Genomic DNA, 12,144 nt, shown 5'->3' on the forward strand with positions numbered 1-12,144 from the left:
GGGTTGGACCGTCAAGCCGTGAAGAAGGTCGCCAGATAGGCTATGGCGGCCAAAACAAACGTGGCTCCGATGACCGCTAATGCGGCCTGCTTGGTTGAAACATCCCGCATCTCGGGCCTCCTTCAATTGGACACGCCAAGCACCGTCAAGGACCGCTTGTCGTGGCCCGGCGTCTGAAACTCGATCGTTTGGCCAACCGATAGGCCAATCAATGCAGCGCCGACCGGCGTAAGAACCGAAACCCGTTTGAGGGTGATGTCTGCTTCGTGCGGATACACCAACACCACGTCCCGGACCTCACCGGTCCTGTCATCGCAGAACCGGACCTGCGAGCCCATGCGGACCACCCCCCGAAGCTCGGAATGGTCCGCCACTACTCTTGCACGCTCCATCTCCTGTGCAAGGAAATGGGCCACACGCGGGAAGAATGTCGCGCTCGAGCTCGCCAGCGCATTCAGACGCCTGGCCTCATCCTCGATCACCGTGAGGGGCGGCAATGCGATGTCAGGCTTGCTCCTGCCGTTGGTCTTGCTCATCTTGTCTCTCCTTTCCTAAGCAGCCGATGGGCCCGGATCATCGTCATCAAAGCGCTTTTGGCCCTGCATCGGACCGCCAAACAGAACCCTCACAACAACATTCGGATCGGTTCGACTGACGTTCTCGATCCTGACCACATTCGTGCGCCCCGCGGCCGAGAAGGGGATTTCGCTTCCGACCCTCAGCCCCACCAATGCTGCACCCAACGGCGACATCACGGGAATTTGGGTGCGTTCGGACGCATAGTCTTCGGGATACACAAGCTGCTTCGTCTCACGAGGGAGACCCCAGTTGACCCAGAACGTCACCCAGGATCCCATGGTGACAATGCTGTCCAACCGAGCCGCGCGATCAGGGACGATTTCCGCGCGCTGGATCTCACTCAAGAGAAAACGTGCATCCACGTCGCCTTGAGCTGCGCCCAAGCACGCGAGCCGTTCCAAGCAGCGATGCTCGGAAGCCGAAAGCGTGACCTCGGGGATAGAGGGAATGCCCATGACATGCTTCCTTGTTTGGCTTCCCATGAGAAAGCCACTCCAAATCTGGTCTATGAAGGAAGGGGTATCCGGACGGCATCAATTGCCGCCCGGCTAGACTCCTGCTTGGAGCCGTCCGGCGCGCAGGCAACGCCGCGCAATGCGCGGATCGATGTCGAGGGCGTGGATCATGTCATTACCAACATAGGATCTTCCGGCCGAGCCTGCATCGCGACGAAAGCGCGCACGCCTGTTCCGCGCAGGGAGAGCGTCAGCACCCTCCAGCGCTTTTCGAAACGTGCGTGATGAAGGTCTGGTCAATGTCTGCCGCGGGGTCATAAGCCAGTGCACTTCCGGACTGTCAGGCAGATTTGTGAAGTGGCAGCTTCCTCAGTTGCTGTCTCGCCGCACGGCTAGTGGCGGCGATCGCCTCCATCTCGTCGACGAGGCTGGACCGATCGATATCGGCCTTCATGGCTTCGCCGAGAAGAGACGCTGCCATCTTGAAGCGCGGTTCTGCAATCAACCGGTTCACCGCCGCGGCAATGTCCGCTTCGGAGGCGGTCGGCGGCAATTGAAGCCCCGCCCCCTTCGCCTCGATGCGCGCGGCGTTGGCGGCCTGGTCCCGCCCCATCGGCAGAATGAGTTGCGGCAGTCCGTTGATGAGTGAGCGCGTGGTCGTTCCGTGGCCGCCTTGCGATATCACCACGGACACATCCTTCATGACCAGGTCATGGGGAGCGCCCCGGGTCAAATGCACATTCTTCGGAGCCCTGAGATCGGCGACGTCCAGATTGGGACCGGCCGTTGCAAGGGCGTCGATCTCGACTGTCTCCATCGCGTCGATAATGCGCTGAAACGTGTCGCGCTGGCCCTGCGCGCCCGTGCTGCATGCGATCAGCGCGCGAGGACGACCCGATCGAACCGACCATGGCGCTCGCCACGCCTCCGTCTCCAGAGACTTGGACCAGTTCGGGACATCGAGCAGCGGTCCGACGTAGCGAAAATTGCCGGGCAGCGCGTCAGCTTGAAAGTCGAACGCCTGGCTGGTCGCAAGCAAAAGCCGGTCAGCGCGATCGAACAGATCGAAGACATCCGCCAGCGGAGGAAGATCGAGATCAGCACGCGCGCGGTTGAGAGAAGGCAGAAACGCATTGATCGTTTCGGCCTGCCTGGCGTTGGCGGCGTCGACCTCGGCGCGCTCTCCTGGCGTCTTTGGCTGGGTCAATCCGCTGGTGGCGGGCGGCATTCCCGGCAAAGGCCGAAGGCTGACGTGAGGGGACAGCAGAGCGAAAGGCACATCGGCTGCCTCTGCCCCGAGCGCGCCACCAAAGAGCACGTCAAGCACGAGAACTGCATCCGTCGGCGCGCGGCTGATCTCATCCCTTATATCGGCAGCATAGAGCGCGGCCGGATCAAATACGGCCCGGCGTAAGAAGTCCTGTATGTCCGAGACATCGACCGGATCCGCAGCCGTTCCGGTCGGGGCGCGACGCCATGTGACGAATGCAAAGCCGGAGGCCTCGACCTCACGGCGCATCGCCGGATCCGCCATCACCCGGACATGATGACCATTTTGGCGCAGCCGCCGCGCCGCGGTCAGCATCGGACTCAAATTCCCGAGAGTCCCCCACGACGCCAGCAGGAAATCATACGACATCATCGAACCTTCTCCATCACTTGGCCGCGCGCGTGTCCGCGTAGCTGCCGCCAAGAATGAAGAGGCGTGCACTACTGAACGATCTCTCTTCAGATCGAGATGGTTACAGCTGTAAGGAGACGACGGCCGCTTGTGGGCGCAAAGCGGACAGTTGAGGTCATGGACAGGTCGCGCAGTGGCCGTGAGCTATCTTGCGCATCACGCCGTCATCATCAACCGCGATCCAAGATCGTAACTCACCGCACGACGGCTTGGATAAGGGGCCGCCCTAGAAAGCCAGGGCTATCCATATGGCGCAACGGGCACTGAGGCTTCCACGGCGTCATAGCCGGGCTTGTCCCGGCCATCCACGCCTTGCCAGTCGCACAAAGAACGTGGATGCCCGGGACAAGCCCGGGCATGACGACCTCGGGAATGTTCATATGCGATTGCGCGACGACACCCGTTTTTGTCCGGACTACGACGAGGCAAGTTCCGTGGGGCACGATTGTAACCAGACATGACTTTCCGCACGTCTTCCTGCAGCGCCCGTCGGCACATCACCTGCTCTTCAGTCTGATGGAGTCGACAGTTCCCTGGATGAAGGCCTGGAGTTTCGTGATGTCCCCTTCCCTCAGCTTGCCGCTGAAATCAGGCATGCCCTGCTCGCGGAACGGGCCGTGGAAGACGATATTCCTCAGATTGTTGATCGTCTCAGTGCCGACATAACCGAGATTGACGATGTTGCCGCCGCGGCCGACGCCGGGCACACCGTGGCAGGCGACACAGGCCGCCGTGACATAGATCTCCGCGCCTTCCTTGATATCCTTCGGGTCGTACTTCACGCCCTGCAACAGACCTTCGGTCTGGTATTTGACGAACGCCGGCAGCTTCGCGGTGCCGCCGAGCGCGTATGTGTAGATCGTTCCCGGGTTCTGGTACTCGGTCGCACGATGCGTGAGGCCGTAGGAGCCGCCCCAGCCGACCGCGATCGAGATGTATTGCCTGTCATCGACCATGTAGGTTGCGGCGGCCGCTATCGCGCCGGTCCCGGTCGGGATTTCCCACAGCTTGGTGCCTTTTGCCGCGTCGTAGGCGACGAAGCGGCCATCCGCCGTGCCCTGGAAAACCAGGTTGCCGGCGGTGGTCAGCGTGCCGCCGTTCCACGGCGAGGCGTGCTCGACGCGCCAGACTTCCTTTTGATGCACGGGATCCCAGGCGAGCAGACGCCCGAACGGGGCCGACTTCGGAGACGGATTGAAGACGAAGCCGATATTCCCGCCCATGATGGAGCCGAGCTTGCCTGGCGTGGCGGCATTCTGAACGAACGACTTTTCCGGCGTCAGATTGACCGGGATGTGCTGCGCCGGAAGGTAGACGAGACCGGTCTGCGGATTGAACGACATCGGCTGCCAGTTGTGCGCGCCGTCCGGTCCCGGAATGGACTCGTATTGATCTGCGTCGCGCGCAGCCGGCAGCTCAACGGGCCGTCCGTTGGCGTCGTATCCCGTCGCCCAATTCACATCGACGAAGTTCTTCGCCGAGATGAACTTGCCGTTGGTGCGATCGATGACGAAGAAGAAGCCGTTCTTCGGCGCGTGCAGGATCACCTTGCGCGGAACGCCGTCGATCTCGATGTCCGCCAGAATCATCGGCTGGGTCGACGTGTAATCCCAATTGTCGCCGGGCGTCTCCTGGTAGTGCCAGATATACCGGCCGGTGTCGGCGTCGAGTGCGACGATGGAGGCGAGATAAAGATTGTCGCCGCCCGACGGACTACGAAGCTTGCGATTCCAGGGACCGCCGTTGCCGGTGCCGACATAGACCATGTTCAGATCGGGATCGAACGTGATCGAGTCCCATGGCGCGCCACCACCCCCGTTCACCCAATATTTGCCGGCGGGATCCCAGGTCTTTGCCGCGGCTTCCATCGAGGCATCCTCGAATGGCTTGGACGGATCCCCGGGCACAGTGAACCAGCGCCAGAGCTGATTGCCCGTCTCGCTGTCATACGCCGTGACATAGCCGCGCACGCCATACTCGGCGCCGCTCTGGCCGATCACGACCTTGCCCTTGAAGACGCGCGGCGCGCCGGTGATCGTGTAGGAATGCGCGTGATCGATCAGCGTGTCCGTTTCCCAGAGCTTGGCCCCGGTGGCGGCATCGAGCGCGATCAGGCGTCCGTCATAGGCGGCCTCGAAGACCTTGCCCTTGTAGAGGGCGAGACCACGGCTGACGGCGTCGCAGCAGCCCCGATAGGTCTTCGACCGGTCGACGCCTGGATCGAACGACCAGATCTTTATCCCGGTCCGCGCGTCGATGGCGTGGACCACGTTCCAGGGCGCGGACTGATACATGATGCCGTCGACGACCAGGGGCGTTGCCTCGATCCCGCGCGATGAGTCAAGATTGTAGCTCCAGACCAGCCCGAGATTCCCGACGTTGTCGGTGTTGATCTGATTGAGCTTGCTGAACCGCGTTTCGGCGTAGTCGAGGCCGACGGTCGGCCAATCCCAGGATGTCTTCGTGTTTGCCTTGATGAAGTCGCCGTCGACTCTCGCCATATCCGCCTTGATGCTGTCCGGTTTTGCGCTGGTCCCCGTCTGCGTCCATGCACTGGAAGGAAGGGAAAGACTCAAAAGCGCAAAAAAGACACTGATCTCACGGAAGGCAATCTGAATCCTGAACCGGTCGCCCGAGATTTCTTCAGGCCATTGGCACTCTGCGTTGGATCGTTCCATGCCTCACCTTCCTCCGCGCACTTCGAGACCACCATGCGTGCGCATGCACGCGCCCGCTTCCGTTGATATGAAGCAACGAGCCTGGCTCGACGGTGCTACTGAAGCATTTCAGTCCCGAGATTGCCGGTTGCAGTTGTAAGAAAGCGTCCTGCGCCGGACAAAGGCGACCGATATCTGCAAGCAAGCCCATGGCGGCAACACGTTTCAGGTCGCCGAACTCAAGCGATCAAAGCGATTGCGCCAAAGCATGTCAGCACGCAAGGAGGGGGCGCCGATCCAAGCCAGGCCCGTCCTAGCGGCACACGATCTGGCGAACAAGTCGCACCACGTTTGCGGGTTCGCCAGAACCGTTCGCCAATTTCGGCGGGCGACGACGCAGGAGAAAGCAAACGCCGCAAAGCGTCGCCTTTCTCCACACGATGCGGCAGATGAAAATTCCGGAATGGCCTTCGAACGACAGCACAAACTCATTCGCAAATATGTAGTACGGCGTGGAGATACAGGCCCCCAGGGCGTTTATATCGCGCACCACGCATGGGGGCGTCCCACGAATTCCATCAAATGACAGCCGCGCGGCCCGGTTGATCGGTATGCGCTCCATTGCTCGACGTTCGATCATCATGGCGAGATGCTCCGGGTGAGAAGGCTACTTCCCATCGAACGACCGCAGCGATTGCGATCGCGCTCCATGAGTCAGCTTCCCGGTCCCGCCGACGTCCGGAAAACGGCAACATCTGCAACGTTGATTTGTCCGGCCCACATAACAAGCAGTCCTGTTGTCTTATTAAAATTGGATCGAAGTCGATGGTTAACTCGTGCGCTTGACGTCCCGGCAGACGGATGTCTGTGCTTTCGAGGCAGGCGGTCGGCTTCCCCGTAGCGCATGGATGCCGCCTTTGGCGCGCAAATGCACGACCAGCAATCTTGCTCAGTTGGTTGGTCTGATGACCGCCAACCTTCTCGACCAATGGACTGGATCGTGTAAAGGGTCTGCAGCGGTCCCTTGCAGGCATCGCGGAAACGAACGCCAACGCAGCTATGGGTCATAAGCTGCCCCTGGCGGGCTGCTTCACCTCGGTCGGCTCATCTCCTGGAAGGAGACTTTTCGGCTCTCCGAGCGAAGGTCAGCAACGGGCCGGAAGCCGACTATGCAGAGCTAATGTCAAGACCATTCGGTAGCATGACAAGGATCAGGTTTTGCCCTTCCGGTGGATGGCGCGAGATATGACCTTTTCCGTGCGTGTCTTCGACGAGGACGGCGTTCCCTCCGGCGAGGCGCTTTATTTCGCCGTCACTCGTCTCAAACTCTACAACACCATCAAGCCAAATTGCGAGGAGCCGACCGGGCGGCGTGTGGAAACCAGCTTCGCGCATGCCGGCAGGAATATGGACAAAGCGGACGCGGGAGGCTTCGTATTGGGCGGATAGCTCAAGCGGCGCTTCGTTTGGGAACAATGGCGTTAGCGTCCTTGCGATATCAACTTCCCCGAAATGAGATTCGCCGTCAGGCGTAGCGAATATCCGCATGCACTTCATCCCTACCTCCATCGCATCTACCGAAGTTACTAGGAGGGAGCGAGCCCCGAAAGCCATGTCAGCAATGGATCAAAAGCTCCCCTCGACAACTCCATGACGCTATTCCGCTCACCTCTCGGAAGCGGACCGTGCGACGCCAAGAACGGAGGTCAGCCAAGGGCCCCGCAGGCACGTCGGCCTCGTGATCTCCACGGGGTCCCAGAGGGTGGCTGCGACGGGTCATGAGCCGCAATACAGCGCTGACAACGCGCTCTCAAGCTTGGCGACCTGCAAATGCAGTTCGCGCGTGGCGCTGACTAACTCGCTCTTGCCATCAGAAGTCGGGAAAACCATACAACCCGAATGCGGGACGATATACGGGACGAACAACACGCCGGTACCGGGGACCATAATAGCCGCCATATCCGCCGCCGTAATATGCGGGAGCATAGCCGTAGCTTTGATACGCCGGAGCGTACCCGCCGTAATAAGCAGGGCCATATCCGCCGCCATAGTACCCGTACCTCGGCCCGCCATAGTAACCGTAACCGGGGCCGTACGCGTAGGCGCTCGACGCTATGCCACCGATCACCGCGCCAGCAATGAGTCCGCCAGCGAGACCGGGACCCCAGCCTCCCCAACCCCCTCGCCACGCATGGGCTGGCGATGGAGCCAAGGCCGCGACACCGATAGCTGCAGCGGTCGTGAACGCCATGACTGCTTTTTTCATGTCCGGGGCCTCCTCTTGCTGAACTCAGAAACTCACAGGGACGGCAAGGGTTTCGCGAGCACCGTCTGCGGAAAGGCCTTCCGTACAATTTAATCAAAAAGTAAGAACTTATCTACGCACTAGGTGTGCTCCCCAGGCGGGGTTTGCCATGCCGATGGCACGGGCCGGGGTGCATTCGGGGCCACGAACTACGTCGTGCATAAGGCCGGTGCTGGCCAGGGGTTCCGAAGATTAACAGCAAGCGGCGCTAATGACTGGTCAGGGTCAAAAGCGGGCGTCAGCCTATCCGTGGGGCGGCGTCCGGCTTCCCTCAGACAGCAGACGTCGCGACGGCTCTCGTGGTGTTACCTTGGGGCCAAGGGGAGACATTTCGAGGCGACCCATTGCCTGCTATAATTCTGGCTTCATGCGGCACCGTGACCACGAGTAGTCCCATAGGGGTGCTAACCCTTTTAGGAGACAACAATGGACGATTCGAATTCGGTGATCGTCCGCAAGGCCTACGAAGACTTTGCGGTAGGAAACATTCCTTCGGTATTCGCGGCTTTCGAAGCGGGCATCACGTGGCACGTTCCCGGTCATAGTCCGCTATCAGGCGACTATATCGGCCATGACCAGGTTGGAGGCTTCTTTCGACGCACGATGGAGCTTTCGGGAGGCGCATTCAGCATCGATGTGCACAATGTGCTAGCTGAAGACGATCTCGTTGTGGCCTTGGTTACCGTGAAGGCAGAACGAAACGGGCTGTCCGCTTCGTTTCCGGAGATCCACGTCTGGCGGATGAAGAACGGAAAGGCGACCGACTTTCGCGAGTATCAAGGCGATGAGCAGCGGGAGGATCGATTCTGGTCTTGATCGCTCGCGCTTAAGAACTCGCTTCAATATTGATCGACGCCGTAGACGCGGCAAGCGCGGAGCCACAGCCGGATTGAAGCGAGCACTACAATCCCGGCGATCTCGCCGCCCAGGCCTTGGTGGCCTGGCAGCTTTCCATCGCTCGGGCGTAGGCAGGCCGTGCCGTCGTGCGGGCGAGATAGTCCCGCTCGGTTAAACCGGGGACGTAGTTGCCAGTTCGCAGGCCGAGCAGGAGGGCGTAGCTGACCGAGATATCGGCAGCAGTGAATCGGTCACCGGCGAGATAGGGGCAATCCGCGAGGCGGCGGATAACCAACCCCAGCCGGCTCTCGAAGGTCTCGAATGCCCAGCAGGTAACCCGGGCATTTCGCTCGGCTTCGGGCGCCAGTTGGCGACCGACAAGGACGGCGTTCATCGGCCCGGCGAGCCCGGCCTCGCCCAAGTGGAGAAATCGCAGATAGGAAGCGAAGGCGGGATCGTCCGGGGCGACGGTAAGCGAAGCAGAGCCATGGCGGGCGAGCAGGTACTCGAGAATCGCGATCGATTCGACCATGATCGTCTCGCCGTCCCGCAGTGCGGGAATGAAGCCGGCGGGGTTGATCGCAAGGAAATCGCGATCAATCTCGGCTGCCAGCAGGTCGACCGGGCGCAGCCTATAAGCCAACCCCAGTTCCTCGAGCAGCCAGACGACACGGAAGCCACGACCTTCGCCATAGACGGTGAGCATGGTTGAGCGTTCCTGGATTTGGGCTAGACATGGCAGCGCAATAACGGACTTCGCCGGACGCCTCGAACGTCAATCCAATGGAACGTTCAGGCTGGTGCCTTTGGTGATAATGCCACCACGGTTGCCGATCTCGATCGAACCATAGCGCTGCTTGAAGCAATCGGGCAGCGGGCGGTCGCCTTCCATGCTGAGCCAAAGGCGCAACAGATGACGCTTCTGGCTTGCATCGGGCCAATCGCGGAACCCGGTCCGATCGTGCAACAAGGCATGATTGTAGACAAACTGCATGTCACCCGGCTGAAGCCGCATGCCAAAATGCAGCGCGGGGTCATTTGCGAGTGCATCGAACAGATCGAGCGCCTCGACGTGAGCTGGCGTCAGTCTTGGCGCGTCGGGAAAGCGCTGCGCACTATCGATGTACTGGCGCTGATAGAAGCCGGTCAGGAACCCTGCATGCCAATTCAGCACCGGGATTTCGAGATATGGCTTTTCGTTCTCCGGCACCTCGCCGCGCCGGTCCGTCGCGATGGGATCGAACAAGAGGGCGGCGAGGTCGGGACGCCTGTCGAACATCTCGTTGTAGATGGTCGACGTACTGACAAGGAGAGAGTCTCCTCCCTCCATCGCCTCGCGAATGCATAACAGGCCAACAACGTCGGACGAGTCCGTGTGGAATGTTTGTCGTTCCGACGTTTGATAGATGCGGGTATTCGGGTCCCTCGCATCGGCGCCGATGTCACGGACGTGACCGAGAATGTGACCTGCTGCATTCTGCGACCGCGCCGATCCGAGATGCGCGCCTACCCCGCAAAAGATCGTCGCGGCAAACGCCTGGCTGTATTTTGCCACAGGCAAGCCGCGGATGACTTCGAAACCCAGGCCAGCCAGCAGCTTCGTCTTGAGCTGTTCCAGGTGCGCACCGAAGCGGGGAAGCGGAAAGCTCTCCTTGGTGATGTCGGCGATTTTCGTGGTCCGGCCAAGATAGGATTCAGCCGCGCTCTCGAGCTCCGCGATCTCGCTGGCGCCAAGCGATATCAACCATCGATCAGGATTGGCCTCCATCGCGGCGCCGAGCCAGGCCGACGGGATGTCGATCTTCCCCGGAGGGCGATTGATCCCGCTGGGCATCGAGACCACATTCATGTCGTTGGCTCCTGGGAAGATTGGACGTCAAAAAAGACGTCGGACCATCGACCGTAGTGTGCCGACCGCTTGCTGGCAACTTGGCCAGGCCAGATGCACTGCCTCGCGACGCGCACTCTCGTGGAGACACGACATTTTGTCGGCGATTGAACCGGATCGTACTGCGATCCGGGTCGGACTGAAAAGCGACAGCCAATTGGACGTTTTTCCGTCTACCCGCCATCAGCTGACATGATGGCGCTGGTCCGGCAGCTCATTTCGGAGCCCTCCGCCAGATGCAGCTTGTCGCTTTCGAGGCTCCGGGCGCGGTATCGGCCTCGAGAGCCTGATGCTAGATTTCCTGGGTTAGACCGGACAGGAGGACGACATGCCCGATAGCGTCTACAAAGTCATAGAACTGGTCGGTACCAGCAGCGACTCGTGGGAGAAGGCGGCCGCCAATGCGGTCGAGCAAGCTGCAAAATCGCTCCGAGACCTTCGCGTCGCGGAGGTCGTCAAGCTCGATATGCAACTGGATGAGAAGGGAAAAGTTGAGGCCTATCGCGCCAAGCTCAACGTATCGTTCAAATTCGAGGGCACCTGAGCCTGAAGCACCTCGCCCCGCTTGCGGGGCGAGGATGGCTCATTGGAACGAGGCGCGCGCTGCGCGGTCCGCCGAACAGCGCGGTGTGAGCCATTCTCGGAAGTAGGCCCTAGTCTGACAGGGACCGATATGCTTTGATGCGTGGGGGCGTGTAGCGCGTGGTGACCTCATGTACATGGTCATTCGCAAGTACACCAAGGTCCGTTCGGTGGCGGACGCTGCCCGCCGCGCCAAGAGCGGCGTCGGCGAGATCCTGAGGCAATCGCCCGGATTCAGATCTTACCATGTGGTGGATGCGGGCGACGGCGTTGGTATCGCGGTGATGATACTTGAGGACCGCGAAAGCGCCAACGCAGCGAACGCCAAGATACTGGCGTTCGTTCAAGCAAGTCTACCTGACCTCGATCTCGGAGTTCCCGAAATCTTCGCCGGCGAGGTTTTGGTGAACATGGAGCCTGACGGGTCCTCGGGCACAAGGTAGCCACGTCACCAGTTGCGTGGCGGGTGCCTCCGCTGCCGATGCGGCCAACCGGACCCCCGTCGCGTTTGCGGCGATCGCGCCGCCCCTGAGCATCTGCATGTCGTCAACCAGGAACGCGCGACTGCGCGTTCCTTTCGAGGAGTAGCAACAACATGAAGCAACACACCACCGAAGCCCTTTGCACCTCAGCGATCGGCTGGACATCGCTCGTGCTTATGGGCACCGCGATGCCGCCGAGAGATCCCGACGAAGACGACGAGGACGAAGACGAAGACGACGAAGAGGAAGATGACGCTGACGAACCGGCGGTCGTGCGCGAGCCGGACGAAGACTAGACTAGCGCATGTTCGCCGGTTGGCTTTATAATGTCTCCCATGGGCTGGGACGCGAAAGACATAGCGCTTCTCAAGAGGCTCTGGTCCGCAGGACACAGCGCGGCGGAGATTGCGCGCCGTCTCGGGTGCAGTCGTAACGCGGTCTGCGGCATGCTGACCCGTCATGGCCTCAAGCGCGGCCGCAAGCCGCCTACAGCAAGGCCCAAGATAAGGCCGCCCCCGAAGCTGATGTCATCGGCAGCCTGCACCAATCGAGTCGCAAAGAAGGTGTCGCGGAACACAGCCGACAGGCGGCAGCCCAAGGAATTCAGCAAGCAGCAGCTTTACGCCATTCTAGCTGAGGCGGTCAGAAATACTGGCTAGGAGCTGGCCACGACCGTCG

At 60.7% G+C, this 12,144-nt stretch carries 14 protein-coding genes; 6 read left to right on the forward strand and 8 right to left on the reverse strand.

All coding sequences use genetic code 11. The features are described from left to right. Positions 1-122 precede the first annotated feature (122 nt). The 5 genes from rnk to AAFG16_RS37290 all read right to left on the reverse strand — a co-directional run bounded on the left by rnk (position 123) and on the right by AAFG16_RS37290 (position 6,015). On the reverse strand, positions 123-536 hold the full coding sequence (rnk, locus tag AAFG16_RS37270) for a nucleoside diphosphate kinase regulator (RefSeq protein ID WP_342733381.1): 414 nt from the start codon (positions 534-536) through the stop codon (positions 123-125). Positions 537-551: 15 nt separating this feature from the next. Then, positions 552-1,034, reverse strand: coding sequence for a GreA/GreB family elongation factor (locus AAFG16_RS37275; protein ID WP_342733383.1), 483 nt, complete (start codon positions 1,032-1,034; stop codon positions 552-554). Between the two features lie 340 nt (positions 1,035-1,374). Further along, positions 1,375-2,676 carry a glycosyltransferase gene (locus AAFG16_RS37280; protein WP_342733385.1) on the reverse strand — a complete coding sequence of 434 codons (1,302 nt, stop codon included), beginning with the start codon at positions 2,674-2,676 and terminating at the stop codon, positions 1,375-1,377. 536 nt (positions 2,677-3,212) lie between these two features. Beyond that, positions 3,213-5,216 (reverse strand): PQQ-dependent dehydrogenase, methanol/ethanol family, encoded by a 2,004-nt coding sequence (locus AAFG16_RS37285; protein ID WP_342733387.1) that lies wholly within the window; start codon positions 5,214-5,216, stop codon positions 3,213-3,215. Between the two features lie 469 nt (positions 5,217-5,685). Then, positions 5,686-6,015: a PilZ domain-containing protein gene (locus AAFG16_RS37290; protein ID WP_342733389.1), complete on the reverse strand. Its 330-nt coding sequence runs from the start codon at positions 6,013-6,015 to the stop codon at positions 5,686-5,688. Positions 6,016-6,617: 602 nt separating this feature from the next. Between AAFG16_RS37290 and AAFG16_RS37295 the strand changes: the two genes are divergently transcribed. Beyond that, positions 6,618-6,821: a hypothetical protein gene (locus AAFG16_RS37295; RefSeq protein ID WP_342733391.1), complete on the forward strand. Its 204-nt coding sequence runs from the start codon at positions 6,618-6,620 to the stop codon at positions 6,819-6,821. A gap of 327 nt (positions 6,822-7,148) precedes the next feature. Here AAFG16_RS37295 and AAFG16_RS37300 read toward each other — a convergent pair whose 3' ends face one another. Further along, complete coding sequence (locus tag AAFG16_RS37300) at positions 7,149-7,409, reverse strand: hypothetical protein (RefSeq protein WP_342733393.1); 261 nt, start codon at positions 7,407-7,409, stop codon at positions 7,149-7,151. A gap of 694 nt (positions 7,410-8,103) precedes the next feature. Between AAFG16_RS37300 and AAFG16_RS37305 the strand changes: the two genes are divergently transcribed. Beyond that, on the forward strand, positions 8,104-8,493 hold the full coding sequence (locus tag AAFG16_RS37305; RefSeq protein WP_283081319.1) for a nuclear transport factor 2 family protein: 390 nt from the start codon (positions 8,104-8,106) through the stop codon (positions 8,491-8,493). An 85-nt stretch (positions 8,494-8,578) separates the two neighbouring features. On the opposite strand, the gene AAFG16_RS37310 is transcribed toward AAFG16_RS37305, so the two are convergent. Both AAFG16_RS37310 and AAFG16_RS37315 read right to left on the reverse strand, forming a co-directional pair. Further along, a complete protein-coding gene (locus AAFG16_RS37310) occupies positions 8,579-9,220 on the reverse strand; it encodes a glutathione S-transferase family protein (protein ID WP_342733395.1) in 642 nt (213 codons plus the stop codon). 69 nt (positions 9,221-9,289) lie between these two features. Next, entirely contained in the window at positions 9,290-10,363 is a 1,074-nt protein-coding gene (locus AAFG16_RS37315; RefSeq protein ID WP_342733398.1) for a TauD/TfdA family dioxygenase, read from the reverse strand. Between the two features lie 367 nt (positions 10,364-10,730). Here AAFG16_RS37315 and AAFG16_RS37320 point away from each other — a divergent pair, with 367 nt between their 5' ends. From AAFG16_RS37320 to AAFG16_RS37335, 4 genes are all read left to right on the forward strand, one after another. After that, positions 10,731-10,946: a dodecin domain-containing protein gene (locus AAFG16_RS37320; protein ID WP_283081322.1), complete on the forward strand. Its 216-nt coding sequence runs from the start codon at positions 10,731-10,733 to the stop codon at positions 10,944-10,946. A 169-nt stretch (positions 10,947-11,115) separates the two neighbouring features. Continuing rightward, positions 11,116-11,427: a hypothetical protein gene (locus tag AAFG16_RS37325; protein ID WP_283081323.1), complete on the forward strand. Its 312-nt coding sequence runs from the start codon at positions 11,116-11,118 to the stop codon at positions 11,425-11,427. Positions 11,428-11,579: 152 nt separating this feature from the next. Then, positions 11,580-11,762, forward strand: a complete 183-nt coding sequence (locus tag AAFG16_RS37330) for a hypothetical protein (protein WP_342733402.1) — start codon at positions 11,580-11,582, stop codon at positions 11,760-11,762. 39 nt (positions 11,763-11,801) lie between these two features. Then, positions 11,802-12,125, forward strand: coding sequence for a GcrA family cell cycle regulator (locus tag AAFG16_RS37335; RefSeq protein ID WP_342733404.1), 324 nt, complete (start codon positions 11,802-11,804; stop codon positions 12,123-12,125). The last annotated feature ends 19 nt before the right edge of the window (positions 12,126-12,144 follow it).

Source organism: Bradyrhizobium sp. B117 (genome assembly GCF_038969555.1).
GTDB lineage: Bacteria > Pseudomonadota > Alphaproteobacteria > Rhizobiales > Xanthobacteraceae > Bradyrhizobium.

Bases quoted from the DNA above. Each gene is read 5' to 3' on its own strand.
- rnk (WP_342733381.1), bottom strand. From the start codon at position 536: ATGAGCAAGACCAACGGCAGGAGCAAGCCTGACATCGCATTGCCGCCC.
- AAFG16_RS37275 (WP_342733383.1), bottom strand. From the start codon at position 1,034: ATGGGCATTCCCTCTATCCCCGAGGTCACGCTTTCGGCTTCCGAGCAT.
- AAFG16_RS37280 (WP_342733385.1), bottom strand. From the start codon at position 2,676: ATGATGTCGTATGATTTCCTGCTGGCGTCGTGGGGGACTCTCGGGAAT.
- AAFG16_RS37285 (WP_342733387.1), bottom strand. From the start codon at position 5,216: ATGGCGAGAGTCGACGGCGACTTCATCAAGGCAAACACGAAGACATCC.
- AAFG16_RS37290 (WP_342733389.1), bottom strand. From the start codon at position 6,015: ATGATGATCGAACGTCGAGCAATGGAGCGCATACCGATCAACCGGGCC.
- AAFG16_RS37295 (WP_342733391.1), top strand. From the start codon at position 6,618: ATGACCTTTTCCGTGCGTGTCTTCGACGAGGACGGCGTTCCCTCCGGC.
- AAFG16_RS37300 (WP_342733393.1), bottom strand. From the start codon at position 7,409: ATGGCCCTGCTTATTACGGCGGGTACGCTCCGGCGTATCAAAGCTACG.
- AAFG16_RS37305 (WP_283081319.1), top strand. From the start codon at position 8,104: ATGGACGATTCGAATTCGGTGATCGTCCGCAAGGCCTACGAAGACTTT.
- AAFG16_RS37310 (WP_342733395.1), bottom strand. From the start codon at position 9,220: ATGCTCACCGTCTATGGCGAAGGTCGTGGCTTCCGTGTCGTCTGGCTG.
- AAFG16_RS37315 (WP_342733398.1), bottom strand. From the start codon at position 10,363: ATGAATGTGGTCTCGATGCCCAGCGGGATCAATCGCCCTCCGGGGAAG.
- AAFG16_RS37320 (WP_283081322.1), top strand. From the start codon at position 10,731: ATGCCCGATAGCGTCTACAAAGTCATAGAACTGGTCGGTACCAGCAGC.
- AAFG16_RS37325 (WP_283081323.1), top strand. From the start codon at position 11,116: ATGTACATGGTCATTCGCAAGTACACCAAGGTCCGTTCGGTGGCGGAC.
- AAFG16_RS37330 (WP_342733402.1), top strand. From the start codon at position 11,580: ATGAAGCAACACACCACCGAAGCCCTTTGCACCTCAGCGATCGGCTGG.
- AAFG16_RS37335 (WP_342733404.1), top strand. From the start codon at position 11,802: ATGGGCTGGGACGCGAAAGACATAGCGCTTCTCAAGAGGCTCTGGTCC.